This is a genomic window from Acetivibrio straminisolvens JCM 21531, assembly GCF_000521465.1.
Taxonomy (GTDB): domain Bacteria; phylum Bacillota; class Clostridia; order Acetivibrionales; family Acetivibrionaceae; genus Hungateiclostridium; species Hungateiclostridium straminisolvens.
Genome location: NZ_BAVR01000011.1, coordinates 41,715 through 55,887 on the forward strand (window position 1 = coordinate 41,715; position 14,173 = coordinate 55,887).

General features: G+C 40.6%; 13 protein-coding genes and 4 pseudogenes. 4 read left to right on the forward strand and 13 right to left on the reverse strand.

Translation table 11 applies throughout. The features are described from left to right. Positions 1-5: 5 nt before the first annotated feature. From JCM21531_RS04655 to JCM21531_RS04690, 9 genes and pseudogenes are all read right to left on the reverse strand, one after another. Positions 6-1,349: a nitrogenase component 1 gene (locus JCM21531_RS04655; RefSeq protein WP_038287772.1), complete on the reverse strand. Its 1,344-nt coding sequence runs from the start codon at positions 1,347-1,349 to the stop codon at positions 6-8. After that, a pseudogene (locus JCM21531_RS04660) lies at positions 1,346-2,819 on the reverse strand (nitrogenase component 1). The gene JCM21531_RS04655 and the pseudogene JCM21531_RS04660 overlap by 4 nt, the downstream one beginning before the upstream one ends. Further along, positions 2,764-3,303, reverse strand: coding sequence for a GNAT family N-acetyltransferase (locus JCM21531_RS04665; RefSeq protein WP_038287774.1), 540 nt, complete (start codon positions 3,301-3,303; stop codon positions 2,764-2,766). Before JCM21531_RS04665 ends, JCM21531_RS04660 begins: the two are co-directional and overlap by 56 nt. A 108-nt stretch (positions 3,304-3,411) precedes the next feature. Then, positions 3,412-4,083 (reverse strand): ABC transporter ATP-binding protein, encoded by a 672-nt coding sequence (locus JCM21531_RS04670; protein WP_038287775.1) that lies wholly within the window; start codon positions 4,081-4,083, stop codon positions 3,412-3,414. A 1-nt stretch (position 4,084) separates the two neighbouring features. Continuing rightward, positions 4,085-4,468, reverse strand: coding sequence for an FtsX-like permease family protein (locus tag JCM21531_RS20595; protein ID WP_243467228.1), 384 nt, complete (start codon positions 4,466-4,468; stop codon positions 4,085-4,087). A gap of 151 nt (positions 4,469-4,619) precedes the next feature. Next, positions 4,620-5,294 (reverse strand): hypothetical protein, encoded by a 675-nt coding sequence (locus tag JCM21531_RS20600; RefSeq protein ID WP_243467221.1) that lies wholly within the window; start codon positions 5,292-5,294, stop codon positions 4,620-4,622. After that, positions 5,266-5,595: a DUF4418 family protein gene (locus tag JCM21531_RS04680; protein WP_243467222.1), complete on the reverse strand. Its 330-nt coding sequence runs from the start codon at positions 5,593-5,595 to the stop codon at positions 5,266-5,268. The genes JCM21531_RS20600 and JCM21531_RS04680 overlap by 29 nt, the downstream gene beginning before the upstream one ends. 116 nt (positions 5,596-5,711) lie before the next feature. Next, on the reverse strand, positions 5,712-6,620 hold the full coding sequence (locus tag JCM21531_RS04685) for a PLP-dependent cysteine synthase family protein (protein WP_038287777.1): 909 nt from the start codon (positions 6,618-6,620) through the stop codon (positions 5,712-5,714). Further along, positions 6,617-7,779: pseudogene (locus JCM21531_RS04690) on the reverse strand (trans-sulfuration enzyme family protein). Before JCM21531_RS04690 ends, JCM21531_RS04685 begins: the two are co-directional and overlap by 4 nt. Before the next feature lie 394 nt (positions 7,780-8,173). On the opposite strand from JCM21531_RS04690, the pseudogene JCM21531_RS04695 reads away from it, so the two are divergent. The 4 genes and pseudogenes from JCM21531_RS04695 (at position 8,174) to JCM21531_RS04710 (ending at position 11,499) form a co-directional block, all read left to right on the forward strand. Further along, a pseudogene (locus JCM21531_RS04695) lies at positions 8,174-8,619 on the forward strand (RrF2 family transcriptional regulator). 401 nt (positions 8,620-9,020) lie between these two features. Then, a pseudogene (locus JCM21531_RS04700) lies at positions 9,021-9,841 on the forward strand (methionine ABC transporter ATP-binding protein). 42 nt (positions 9,842-9,883) lie between these two features. Then, a complete protein-coding gene (locus JCM21531_RS04705) occupies positions 9,884-10,594 on the forward strand; it encodes a methionine ABC transporter permease (protein WP_038287779.1) in 711 nt (236 codons plus the stop codon). Positions 10,595-10,614: 20 nt separating this feature from the next. Beyond that, positions 10,615-11,499, forward strand: a complete 885-nt coding sequence (locus JCM21531_RS04710) for a MetQ/NlpA family ABC transporter substrate-binding protein (protein WP_038287782.1) — start codon at positions 10,615-10,617, stop codon at positions 11,497-11,499. A 239-nt stretch (positions 11,500-11,738) separates the two neighbouring features. Here JCM21531_RS04710 and JCM21531_RS04715 read toward each other — a convergent pair whose 3' ends face one another. The 4 genes from JCM21531_RS04715 to JCM21531_RS04725 all read right to left on the reverse strand — a co-directional run bounded on the left by JCM21531_RS04715 (position 11,739) and on the right by JCM21531_RS04725 (position 14,143). Continuing rightward, a complete protein-coding gene (locus tag JCM21531_RS04715) occupies positions 11,739-12,104 on the reverse strand; it encodes a hypothetical protein (RefSeq protein ID WP_038287784.1) in 366 nt (121 codons plus the stop codon). A gap of 81 nt (positions 12,105-12,185) precedes the next feature. After that, a complete protein-coding gene (locus JCM21531_RS18860) occupies positions 12,186-12,323 on the reverse strand; it encodes a hypothetical protein (protein ID WP_157833645.1) in 138 nt (45 codons plus the stop codon). A gap of 312 nt (positions 12,324-12,635) precedes the next feature. Further along, positions 12,636-13,073, reverse strand: coding sequence for a type IV toxin-antitoxin system AbiEi family antitoxin domain-containing protein (locus JCM21531_RS20605; protein ID WP_243467223.1), 438 nt, complete (start codon positions 13,071-13,073; stop codon positions 12,636-12,638). Between the two features lie 272 nt (positions 13,074-13,345). After that, complete coding sequence (locus JCM21531_RS04725) at positions 13,346-14,143, reverse strand: carbon-nitrogen hydrolase family protein (RefSeq protein WP_131464387.1); 798 nt, start codon at positions 14,141-14,143, stop codon at positions 13,346-13,348. Between the last annotated feature and the right edge of the window lie 30 nt (positions 14,144-14,173).

Consider the following 14,173-nt stretch of genomic DNA (forward strand, 5'->3'; position numbering starts at 1 on the left):
CCTCCCTACTCATAGGTTGAAAGAACCATCTGGTAGATGTCCTCTATAACCCGGAGCCCTCCTGTAAATCCTGCGTAATTAGTTGTCATGACCAACCGGTAAGGAGAAGGTATAGCCGCTGAAAGAAAATCATAGCCTTTTTCGTTTGCCAGCTCCTTATCCCATCCGGAGCCGATGATAAGACCTCTGCCGTTATGATGGATCCCCCGTAAAATCTCCTGTGCCTTTCCCGCATCGGGCTCAAAACAAAGTGGAATTTCCTTTTTATCGCTGGTGCTTTTCAAATCGGCGCGAATGGCTTCATGAAATTTTTCTGGAGTAGCATCTGTAATGAATTGTTCCTTTGGTACAATTCCCACCTCGTGCAGTAAGAACTTAGACAGTGCAACAACATATCCCGCATCATGAAGAATATGGGCATGGTTGGGAAGACCGTAGCGAAACTCCAAAAGGAAAGTGGCAAGGTTATCAATCTCTTCATAGTAGGCATTGGACTCGTGCCGGATAAACTCCTGGGCTGCTGCCTTGTCAATATCGGCTCCTTGCTCGATTGCAAATTCCACAACTTGATTTAGGAACGCCTCCGTTTGATTGGCACCAATGGGAATGTGATGAAACCATGTATATTCTTGCCCGTATTTGGATTTAAGGTGATCCGCAATGGGTTTTCCGTACCATGGGGAAACCAAAATATTGAAAAGGGCTGTCGGTATGGACTGCCACTCTTTTACCCCTCCTGACTGGGGTCCGAATAAAACATTTGCCTTTAACCCAATACCGGCAAGCAGACGCTTGTATTCGGCCAGATTACCCTTCCAAAACGGATCCTGATACGGGATGGAAGCTATAAGATTCACCGTGTTTTTTTGCGACTTTGGCTTATTCTCATCTTCAAACCGGCTCACATACTGATCGATAATGGCATTAACCACAAGACTGTGAGCTTCAAAATTGGTGGCCTTAAATCCTGCAGTTTCCACGGATACAATCGGTTTACCCTCTTCGGCAAATTCAGAAACCAGGCTATCCACATCGTCTCCGACAATACCGGCAGTGCAACCGGTCAACACCACCTGCAAATCCGTGTCCAATACTTTATAGGTATTTTTTATAATATCCCGCAGCCGGTTGATTCCGCCAAACACAACTTCCTTCTCGGTAAAGTTTGTGCAGGGAGATGTGCATCCTCCGGCATATCCCGTTGACCGTTCAAAAAATCCGGCAATCATCTCGCCGCAGCCGGGACCGGAATGAAGAATCGGCACGGCCCGCGGAATGGCCACCACGGTTTGCAAAGCACCGATTGCACAGGTAAAACGTTCTTGTTCAATCAATCCTGATCTACTCATCTACCGGCACCTCCTTTCAGGAAATAATACGGCGGCTGCTCAAGCCACCATTTCGTGTATGGATTGATGGCATGCTTTTCGAGATTTTTTACAAATTCGTCGTTTTCGATAACTTCTAAAAGCCGTTCACCATAATTGACCAGCCCTTCATAACCCATGGAGTAATGCTCATCGCCAATTAAAAGTGACGGAATGCCCAGTTTTGCTCCCCACAGTGTCATGCCGCCATGCCGGGCCAGCAGTACATCGGGACGGATACGGTTTAAGGCATTGACCAGTTCAAATTCCTGCTTGTTGCAAACATTGTAGTTAAAAACATTTCCATAATCGGCTACACGCTGTGCCAGTTGGTCGTTTTCCTCTCGTCCGCTGTCATAGATGGGGTCATGATGGAAAATCGCTGCACCGACCGCTTTCATGCCGAGCTCTCCCAGCACATCCAACAACGCATGGCCATGGGCCGCACCTGCTGTTACATAAGCCGTTTTTCCGGCCAACTTTTCCCGTAGCTTCGATTTTGGGCAGATACTCTTTCTTTTTCTCTGCAATGATTTTTTCAGCAATTTCTTCTTTGCCGAGAATCTTTCCCAACGCCCGGAACCATCTATCCGTTTGTGCAATACCATAGGGTGGTGCGGCAGGAATTTCAGGAACACCAAAATCCTGTTCCAGCACTGCCCCAAGATAGCTTCCCAGTGTAGAGCAAGCCTGGACAGTAGCAACAGCCTCGCTGGCATATTTTAATCCGTTTACTGTAGAAAAAGGAGTTATGTAATTGGGTTTTGCACCGAAGGGAGCAAACCATTCGGCAAACACATCGCTGCCCCAGAAATTTATCACATTAATCATGTCATCCCGCTGAGCCCTTGGTTTTTGAATTAGCTTGCGCGCAATACCGTGATAAGCTGCGTCAAAACCTGTGGTCCATACTTTGGAACGAAAGCCTTCGCAAAAGATGGCTACCACCGGTATTCCCAACTCCTCCTCAGCTTCGTTACATACACTCTCCACATCATCGCCGATAATTCCGGCAGCACATGTGGTCAATACAAAAATAGCATTGGCCTTTGTTCGTTCATATACCTCACGAATGGTATTGGCAAGCTTTATATTTCCTCCATAAACCGTATCCTTTTCCTTTAGATTGGTGGAAAAGATGCGGCGTGGTGTGGGGCGTTCAATACCGCGTAAAGAATAATTCACCCGATATGTAAAGGCAAATTCATGCAGACAAGATGAGCACCCCACCGGACCATGGCTTATGACTGCTCCATCCTGAATTAACACAGTCATACAAGCCGCTTTTGAGGTAGCACATCCCAGACATTGGCTAAAGGAACGTTCTTTATCCTTCAAGCCGAATTCACGGGCTTCTACAAGTTCCTCAGCATCTCCTTGATAACCCGTTATTGAATTAATACGAATTTCCCTTATCTGTACTTCCGGAAGGGATAAATTTATTTTTGACATTTGTCATCACTCCGTTCGCTAAAGATTCCAAACTTTTTTCACTCATCCGATATGTACGCCGGTCTAAAAGGGGAGCTGCCCCCAGATGCTTATAAAACCTTGAGCCGCTTTTATTGTCCTCAAGTACATACCAGTCAAGACGTTTCGCACCCCTTTGTAAAGCTATTTTTGCAAGCTGTTTCATAAGTGCTTTACCAATACCCTTGCCTCGATATTCTTCTTTCACAAACAGGTCTTCTAAAAAGAGGTTTTGTCGTCCGGAAAAGGTCGAATATACTGGATAAAACAGTGCAAAGGCTGCGGGATTACCGTCAATTTCGGCTATTAAAACATTTGCCTGTCTTTTTTGAAAAAGGGATTCCCGAAGCTCTGCTTCAGTGGTTGTGACCTCTTTGCCCATTCTCTCAAATTCTGCTAGCTCTTTAATGAACGAGAGCACCAATGCACTGTCAGATATTTCTGCTTCTCTAATATGTAAGTCCATAACAACCACCTCTTCTTTTCATATTAATCATATATGATTACTATGTTTAAAAATATTACACTTCTCTATACACAATGTCAAGTGTTTTTTATTAAACTTATATGAATACTATGTATTAAGGGATTTTAATTCTCCGTTGTCCATTCGATAAACATGTTTTCCATAGTGAATGGTACTAAGATCATGGGTAACCAGCAGAACCGCCGTACCTTCATTGGCAATCTCCGAAAACAGGTGCATAACTTCATAAGTAGTCTGTGCATCCAAATCATTTGTAGGCTCATCGGCCAAAAGAAGTTTCGGTTTATTCATAAGTGCTCTGGCTATGGTGACCCGCCTAAGTTCTCCCCCGGACAACTGCTGTGGATAAGCATTGGCCAGATGTGCAATGCCAAACTGCTCCAAAAGCGATAGGGCTCTCTTATCGACATCTCCTTGACGTTTTTGCAAATAATGTGGTAAACGAACGTTATCAAGAACCGACAAATTCGATAAAATACTATGTCCTTGCGGTATATAGCCTATATAGGAGTTGCGAAACGCAGATAATTCCCTGTCCTTCAGGGACATGATATTGCAGCCGTCAATACTGATCTGACCCACCGTTGGAGAAACAAGTCCGCCGATTAGATTCAAGAGGGTACTCTTTCCGCTGCCGGAACGGCCGATAATAATGGCAAAATCACCTGAATTCATTTTCAGCCCAACGTCCTTGACTGCGAAAAATGGCCGGTTGGTCCGGGTATATTCCTTGCTGAGATTACTTACTTCAAGCAGCATTCTACTCCCCCTCCCTTAAAGTGAGATAAGTTTGGGAACGGCTGACTTTAACGGCAAAATAGGCTGAAGCAATTGGGCCAAGGGAAAAAGCTACGAGTAATGTCCCCAGTAAAATAGCTATAATCCAAAGAAGAGAAGGCTGTATGTAAGGCAATCCTATGTTGTCGCCAATGAAAACATTAAAAGGGAATACAAATATTGCTGCAAGCATAGTTCCTATAACACCGCCTGACATACTGATATACAGCGACTCCCAAATCAAAATGGCAGCAAGCTTTTTCTTTGTGGCACCCAGTATCCGCATAATAGCAAATTCCTTTTTTCGTTCATTGGCTGAGGCTGAAAATACCACCATCAATATTACCAATGTTACACCCAAAAGCACCAATGCAAATACATAAAAGAAGGTTATAATATTGCCAAGCTCTTTGAAATGCCGGTAATTAAATTTTGTGTCCTGACAATTTGGACACCATCCGTTTTTCTTCGGATATTGGTTATGACTCGGTCTATATCGTACCCTTCACGAACTTTAATCAGTACGGATGAAATATAGGTATCGGAATCCGTATCCTCCAAAAGTAAAAGCCTTTTTCTTTTGCACCGGAATATAGGTCTTTAAGGGTTTCCATAGTAGCAAATACGGATTGATCCAATCCGGTCCCCGTTTTGTCAAGCTTTGCGGCCACGGGATATTCTTTATCAAAAAATTTAATGTGCTTGTTATCCTCAATCATAATATCACTTCCGATAATAACAGCACCGTTTTCAAGATTTCCCCCCAGATTTTCTTGAATCCAAGGTTGAATTGAAAAATCCGTAGCCGGATCAAATCCCACAATCTGCACGGGAAGAGAACAGCATCCTGTACTTAGTGAAATGAGGTAAAATTGTGTTGACAGTTTGGAAATACCCTCTACTTCCTGAAGCTTTTGGGCAATCTCTTTATTAAAATAAAAGTAGGACGGCTCTCCTGTTAAAAGAATAGATTCCTGTTCTCCACCATGCCCAAGGGGAACCACAATCAAATCCGCACCAAGCCTTGCTTCTACACTGCGAAGCCCGTTCTTCAGGCTAAAGGACAGGACAGTTCCTCCAAAAAGTGCAAAAGACAGGGTTGCAACTACCAGTATTAATGCAAAGGTTCGAAAGGACTTTTTTCTGAGATTTAGAAAGGAGATCCTATTTGAAGTCAATGCATATGCCATCATAAATTTCCCCTTTGCTTTCAAATTTCCACAAGTAAACCGTATTTATACCGGCAAAAACTACAAGAACTATGCTTATTAAGCTTAACATGGGAAGGGTTAATGACCGGCAGGTCATGTGTACTTTGGAACAAACACCCGTTATGTTATTGGGAAACAGAAAGGCCAATATTCCAATGGGAATTGCGGCAATATTCAACCCTATTCTAAATTTCCTATTCTTTATTAACAGCATCAAAACACCCACAGCAATTGTCAGAATACCCAGTACAAGTTCTGCTTTTGCCGTGCTCTGGCATCTCATAGCATCATCGAAGCTTTACAAACCGGAAAAATTAAATAAGGTCCAAGAGCCAGTAAAACAACCAAATACAAGATAGACAATACCTAGAAAAACTTTATTTTTCATTTTTATTCACCTCACAAAAACAGATTTTTGGATAGATATCGTTCACCCCTGTCAGGCAACACTGTAACAATGGTGCCGCACTGGATGCGCATGGCAAGCTTGCGTACCGCTGCAAGATTTGCTCCGGAGGACGAGCCGGCAATAATACCCTCATTTCGCGCCAGAAGCCTGGCCTCGGCAAAAGCCTCATCATCACTGACCTTTATAACATCATCCACAAGAGACATATCCATTGTATCCGGTATAAAGTCGTTTCCAATGCCTTCTATGTCATAATCACCATGCTCTCCTCCTCCCATCGTGGAACCTATGGGGTCGGCAAGAATACCTTTTATATCCCGCTTTTGTTCTTTTAAGTAACGTACGATTCCCGCATATGTACCACCGCTTCCTGCACCGGCGACAAAATAATCTATGTCCGCCCCCAAATCAGTCCAAATTTCCGGACCGGTTGTTTCGTAATGGGCCAACGGATTTGACGGATTTCGGAATTGTTCCAGTGAAACGGCTTTAGGGATGGACTGTCGCAATTCCTCTGCTTTTCGTTCCGCTCCCAACATTCCTTCTTCACGGGGTGTGTTAATTACCTCCGCACCAAGAGCGCGGAGCAGAGCCTGTTTTTCTTGCGAGAATTTGGTCGGCACCACCATAATTAACCGATAACCCCGGTTAAGGGCGGCAAAAGCAATACCCAGTCCGGTATTTCCCGCAGTTCCTTCCACTATTGTGCTGCCAGGAACCAGAATACCTCTTTTTTCAGCATCTTCAATCATATATTTTCCGATTCGGTCTTTTACACTGCCACTGGGGTTATATAGTTCAAGCTTGGCATATACACGGACGCCGTCAGGAAAACCGGAATGGCGAAGGCGTACAAGAGGTGTGTTTCCTATAAGTTGTTGCATATCATCATACTTCATAATACTCGAGCTCCTTCTATAGCAGAAAATAAATCGTTTTGTAAATCATCATAATTTTCAATACCCACCGACAAGCGGACCAATGTATCCGTAATGCCTATCTTTCACGTATTTCCTTTGGAATAGATGCATGGGTCATGCTTGAAGGATGGCAAACAAGGCTTTCAACACCGCCCAAGCTTTCCGCAAGAGCAATCATCTCTAAACCTTCAAAAAACTTGTTGATGTCATAATTATTATGTAGCTCAAAGGAAATCATGGCTCCGCCGTTTTTTGCCTGCCTCTTTTGAATTTCATATCCTTGAGCAGATTTTAAGCCGGGATAATAAATGTTTTTAACTGCCGGATTGCTCTTTAAAGCCTCTGCTAATTTTTCTGCATTGGACACATGGGCTTCCATGCGCACTGCCAACGTCTTGATACTACGAATGAGCAAGAAAGAATCAAACGGCCCGGCAACGGCTCCCACCGCATTTTGTATGAAATGCAGCTTTTCTGCCAGTTCATCATCTTTTACAATGACAAATCCCGCAATAACATCGCTATGTCCACCTAAATATTTGGTTGCCGAATGCACGACAATATCCGCACCAAGCTCTAAAGGACGTTGCAGATAAGGCGTCATGAAAGTATTATCCACTATAGTCAGCGCACCTTTGGATCTCGCAATTTCTGCTGCCGCCGCAATATCCGTAACTTTGAGCAGCGGATTGGCCGGAGATTCAATCAACAAAGCCTTAACGTCCGAAGTAAAGGCACTTTCAAGTGCTGCCAAATCAGTGGTGTCTACAATTTTATAGCTGAGCCCGTACTGCTTGAAGATTTTATCCAGGATTCGGAAAGTTCCTCCATACACATTGTCGGAAATAATGACACTGTCCCCGGATTTAAAGAGATGTAAAACCGCATCGATTGCCGCCATACCGGAAGAAAATGCAAATCCCCCGGCCCCTCCCTCCAACTCTGCAATCAGGGCCTCCAACGCTGCCCGCGTAGGATTTCCCGTCCGGGAATATTCCCAATTTGAGCGGGGCTTACCCAAACCGTCCTGTTCAAAGGTAGAAGTTTGATAAATAGGGGTATTTACTGCACCAGTATGGAAATCTCCATAAATGCCGCCATGGATAACTGCCGATTCAATATATTTGTAACGTGCCAAATCAATCATTCCTTTCAATATTAGTAGTCTGGGCGTATTAAATCTGGATGCTTCCCTTCTAACAAAGTTTTTTTCCGATGGGATTCTTTAGGTTCTTAGAGGTTATGGACATACCTGTTACCTCCATTTATAGAAATTTATTATTCATATATGTTTTATATGTTTTATCATAAACTTTTTATTCCAAATTGTCAATATAAAATTTACTATTCATATATGTTTTATTTTTTTGAATGGAAATGTATTAATAAATAAAGTATTGAGCAGAATTATGAAGCAAGTATAGAAGCTGTTCTTATGAATGGAAAGGGATAAAAAGGAAGGCCTATTGACAATACAACTTTATCCTTTTATCATAATTACATACTATATATATATGAAATGAGTGATAAGGATGAGAATATCAGCAAAAGGACGATATGCCCTGGCAGAGGTTATCAGTATGGCACAGCAATATAACAACGGAGAACATATTACGGTAATTAGCATTTCTGAAAAACTGGGAATATCTAAAATCTATTTGGAGCAGGTATTCTCCTTGTTAAAAAAAGCAAAGATCGTTAGTTCCACCAAGGTACCCAGGGCGGATATCTGTTAACAAGACCACCAAGTCAAATAACCGTACTGGATGTATTGTTGTCCGTCGAAGTATCGTTATTTGAGCAAGCACAGGAAACAGTTTCGGATAAAGCCCTCGATATTGAACAAGCCCTCCGGTTATCGGTTTTTGAAGTCTTGGATAAAAACGTGAGACAAACTCTCAGTACGATTACAATTGCAGACTTGGTTGCAGAAGCAGAAAAGCATAAAGATTATAGCGCAATGATGTTCTACATTTAAGCTCTACATTTAATAAGATCAATTTCTTGGCCAATTCACCAAAAATTTGTGAATTGGCCAAATTTATTATTGACTTTTTTGTTTTTAATTCATATAATTTATATATGATTAGTATGTTTTTGGTCTGGGGTATTTTGAAAGAAAGGATGCACAATATGAAAAACACAATTTGCCTTATGATAAATAATAATATGAACTGTTGTATGATTATGCGGGCTATCTGTATGCCCAAATTTCCTACCGGTGGATAAATCTACCCTTCTGTGCTTTTTGCAGTCGGGATTGGAGTTATCCCGGCTGCTTTTTGTATTATTTGGGGTAGACAGAGAATTTAGATTTAGCATTCCATTAAAAACTTGTGATAATGCTTTAATAATTTCAGCGGAAAGGAGAAGCACAGAATGTCAAAACCGGCGCTGTGCGAAATGGGTGTTATGGATGATTATATTCAGATTTCAGGCGTACATAAAACCTTCCGTACACACAACGGCCCGCTTCAAGTACTAAAGGGAATTGACTTAACGGTGCGGGAGGGTGAGATATTTGGGATTATAGGATTCAGCGGGGCAGGAAAATCCACACTTGCCCGATGCATCAACCGGCTTGAAACGCCGGATTCAGGAAGTATCAAAGTGGGAGGCGTTGAAATACTCAATCTTTCAAAAAAGCAACTGCTGCAAGAGAGAAAAAAGATTGGCATGATTTTTCAAACCTTTAATTTGTTTGAATCCAAAACCGTTTATCATAACATTTCCTACCCATTGAAAATAAGCAAAATACCAAAATCGGAAATTCGTAAGAGAGTTTTGGAAACAGCCGAGCTTGTTGGTTTGTCCGATAAGCTGAACGCTTACCCGGGAGGATTATCCGGAGGTCAAAAGCAACGTGTAGGTATTGCCCGGGCATTGGTTAACCGTCCGAATCTTTTGCTAAGCGATGAAGCAACCTCTGCCTTGATCCTCAAACCACCCTGCAGATTCTGGATTTACTTAAAGAAATAAATCGAGCTACCGGTATTACCATTTTAATGATTACCCACGAGCTGGATGCCATTCGATATACCTGTGACCGGATGGCCGTTCTGGAAGACGGTAAAATCATTGAAGTAGGGTCCGTTCAGGAAATTTTCAACAACCCCCTTAGCCGTACCGGAGCCCTGTTTGCCAAGGTATTTACCGAATTTCAGCGGGTAACGGAATTTGAAAACGGTTTCGGTATTTAATAATTTCAACATTATAAATCATCGTAAAGGAGGAGTGATGGTATGAGTTTGCTGGATACCCCAATTTGGGAGGTGATAAAAGGTTCTTTTGCACCGGATATATGGGTACGGCTGGTGCCCGCTGTTGGAGAAACACTGTATATGACAATAGTGTCTTCTATAATAATGCTGGTGTTCGGCCTTTTGCTCGGCATTTTGTTGACCGTAACCAATCCGGACGGCTTGGTACCCATGAAAACTTTATATACCGGGTCGGGCTGGCTGATTAACGCACTGCGTTCCCTCCCCCAAATGATTATGATCATTTTGATGATTCCGGTGGCGCGGCTTTTTTTCGGTAAATCCTACGGCACCAACGCCTGTATCATATCCATCGCCGCCAGCTGTATCCCAATGTATGCAAGAATCGTCGAGAGCAGTCTGCTTGAGATTTCAAAAGGAAAGATTGAGGCAGCAAAGTCCATTGGCAGCACTAATTTTCAAATAATATTTCGCATATTAATTCCTGAAACTTTACCTTCCTTAATCCGTGGGTTTACAGTAGCTGTCATTGCCGTAATTTCCATGACCGCACTTGCGGGTATGTTTGGAGCCGGAGGCATCGGAGATATAGCAGTAAGGTTTGGCTATCAGCGTTTTCAGCATGATGTTTTGTTTGCATCCGTCTATGTTTTGATTGCCCTTGTCCAACTGGTTCAGTGGATTGGAAACTTTACATCCAAGCAAATCCTGAAAAAGAGAAATTTAATTTAATTGATTGGAGGAGATTGAAAATGAAAAAACATAATGTGATTCTTATTATCTTTACATTGATATTAGCTTTGAGCTTCCTTACCGGATGCGGCAAAGGAGGAGATTCGAAAAAGTCAACCGTTTCTTCGGATATCCCGACTTCTGACAACAATGCAAATCCGTCACCTTCTAAAGAAACAATAACAATTAAGGGTATCGCCGATTTGGTTCCCCACTCCGAGCTCATCGAATTTGTAGCTCCCAAGCTGGAAGAGCAAGGTATTATTGTTAAATTGGTTGCAACAGCTGCAGATAACACCACCAACGAAAAACTTGCAAAGGGAGAAATTGATTTCAACTTTTTTCAGCATGAGCCTTATCTAAAGGAGTGGAACGAGGTAAACGGATACAACCTTGTAAATGCCGGAGATATCCATGTAGAACCCATTACTGCATATTCCGACAAATACAGTTCAAAAGAAGACATACCGGATAATGCAGTTGTAGCAATTCCTAATGATGGTACCAACGAATACCGGGCCTTGCGCATTCTCGAAGAAAACGGATTTATCAAGCTTAATCCCGAAACCGCAACATCTCTCAGCGCTTCGGTCTCGGATATCGCAGAATATCTTCGTCCGATAGAGATTGTTGAGCTTGACTCAGCACAGATTATTCCTACAAAAGACGACTATGATTTCTTTATCACCAACACAAATAAGGCCTTGGAAGCAAAAATTACTTCAGCAAAGCTCTTCAGCGAAGGAAACGATAGTCCTTATGCCAATATCATTGCCGTTCGGGAAGAAGATTTGAATAATCCCGCCATTGTCGCTTTGGTAAAAGCTTTGCAGTCGGAAGATGTCAGGAAGTACATAACCGATACTTACAACGGCGCAGTGATTCCTGCAAAGCTGGACAATTAACCGCTGTTTAAAAATCAACATACCTGAATTGAATTCCTACCCTTCATACAAAACATACATCTCCATTTGAAAAAGAGAGGTTATCCCTCTCTTTTTCAATTTGTAAAAACACTAATCCCATTGAAATTGCTGTACTATATCAAGTTTTTGAATATTGTATTTTCTTTTCAAGCAAGCCTCACTTTGCTCCCTGTTCATCAAACCATTAGAAAGTTCGGACTAAGTTTATTTCTACCTTGTTATCTATCTGTCCAAGAATCAAATCTTGTTGATATTTGAGGATCATACAGAGGACAACCAAAATCAAATAAAATATCTATAAGAACGTTCATATCAGCCTCTTGCATATCATAGCAATCAAATCTTACTATTTGCGGAGTTGTAAAAATCTGAAACGCACCATACCCCTCTTTTTCAAAATACTTTCCACTATTTTGGATAGTCCAATCAGAAAAAGCAACCGCAATTTTCTTTAAAATATCATTAATCGGAAGAGTTTCAAGTTCTTCCATCAACTCTCCTTCACAGCACGCGGTTCGATATACTTTTATATGGTCGTGTGCAAAGTTTTCTTTGTATCTCCAAAAATTCAAATCCACACTCATTGTAGAATTCCTCCATTATAAATTAAATTTTTTGTGTATATTATAATTTTTTTGCAGGCTATTACGTCTTTGAAATTCTAACTACATAGTTTTCCATAGTGCCATAGGATGATTTTCTATTCGTTTTATAATCTCCGGATCATCAAATTCCAAAGTGTCACGAACAAATTCAAATTCAGAAGCTCTTTTTGAAATATAGTTTTTATCATATTTAAACAAGAGGGATTCCTCCTTGCTCAGTTATTTGAAAAAGATCTTCAGGAATTACTAATCTCCATTTATTCAAATACTTTGTACTATCCTTCGTCAGATAACGTGTGCTTTTTCCGATTTTACTCTTGCAATAGGATATAAATTCATCAGATAACTGGAATTGGTCTTTAAAGTGTTCCATTAGAAAACCTGTCTTCTGATATAAAAACTGCAGGTTATATGCATCCAAATACTTGATCAATTCATTTTCATTCAGGTATGGCATAGATTCTATGCAATTTAACAGCTCTTCAAGACCTCCGATTTTTTCAAAGTCTTTTATACTGTCAACAACTGTACGCTCCAGTGAAGTAACCCGAATTCCCAGTGTATTTTTGGCTCTATAACTCCACTTGATATTTTCGATGAAACATATTTGTAGGTTATCCCATTAAATTCAAAATCATCGAAGCGTTTTTCAGAAGAAACATAGATCTCATAAAACACCTGATTTGATATACCCATATATTCAAAAGCTGAATGATGCGAAAGATAAGCAGTATTTTTGATGGCACAAGCTATGTGGTATTTAGTTGCTACAGGCTGTCCATCGGCCACATTGATACATGTATATAGATTATTTCTGATTTTCTTCACCAAACCTTTTTTTGACAAACGAAGAACTAGAGAAGATGCAGTCTTTTTGTTTCCGACAAGCTTGTATACATCCTCCATTGTGAAAGTATTTAATTTTACAAGCTGAATATAGCCTACCATTATAGGTACCTCTTTAATTTACTCTATAATTTCTTTAATTATAAAGGTGTTTTATCATATTATAAAGTCTAGTTTATTATTACTTTAATTATATCGAATTATTCTTTATATGTAAAGAAATTTGTCCAAAAAACAAAGTACAGGAATATAAAAACACGGTTCTTAATTAGGACAATTGTTCTATTCTTTATTAATTCTTTATTAGTTGAATTCAGGCTTCAGTGTGAATCAAAGATAATCATCCAGCTTTTTCACTAACATAATTAATTAACCTAAATATGCCGTATATACCCTGGAGGTGCAGACTTAAAAATGCTTTTACCATTATCGCTGGGAGGTGAAGTAGGATTACGTTGAGCCTCATCCAGTGAAACTACAGGTAAAGATACTACCTGTGAAGAAAATAATTGTTGTCCCTGATGACGATAAATAATCCTTTTGAATGGCTCTCTGTACGGCGAAAAAGCTATAGAATCTCCGTAATAACCAGTATTACAAATTACTACATTACAAAATACCAGTCTCGCTATTGCTTCAGCTAAAAAATAGTACGAATTCGTATCCATATTATTGGAAATTACAATCATGTGATGAATTTTTCCTTTATAAATTACAAACCTTTCAATATCAAAAAAATCAGAACATATAGCCACTCCAATATTGCCAAAAGGTCCAGCGTCAATTATATAGTTCACATGATCTGGCAAATGTGAGTATTTATCCTTAGGTTTATAATGAGTGTTCAATTTCTTAAAGAGTTCCAACTCTTCATTGGAAAAGTGAGTTTTACCAAAATAAATACATGATGTTCTGGTAGATCTTTGAGTATTTGTCCAATTATTGGGGATAACAACAACAGCCTTATTACTGACTTTATTGCCAGCATTTACTTGGAAATCTAGACCAGCAATTACTACAGAATTGATAACTTTACTCAATTCTTTTAAATGCTTAATGTAACAATTTGAAACTGTCAACTCGGGTAAGACAACAATATGAGGTTTTTCCCGATCACCGCTTAAATTGCAAAATCCTTTTTTATATCTTGCCAAGCCTTTATCTTCACCCATTTTTTCATATTAATGGTCGGACGAGGTTTA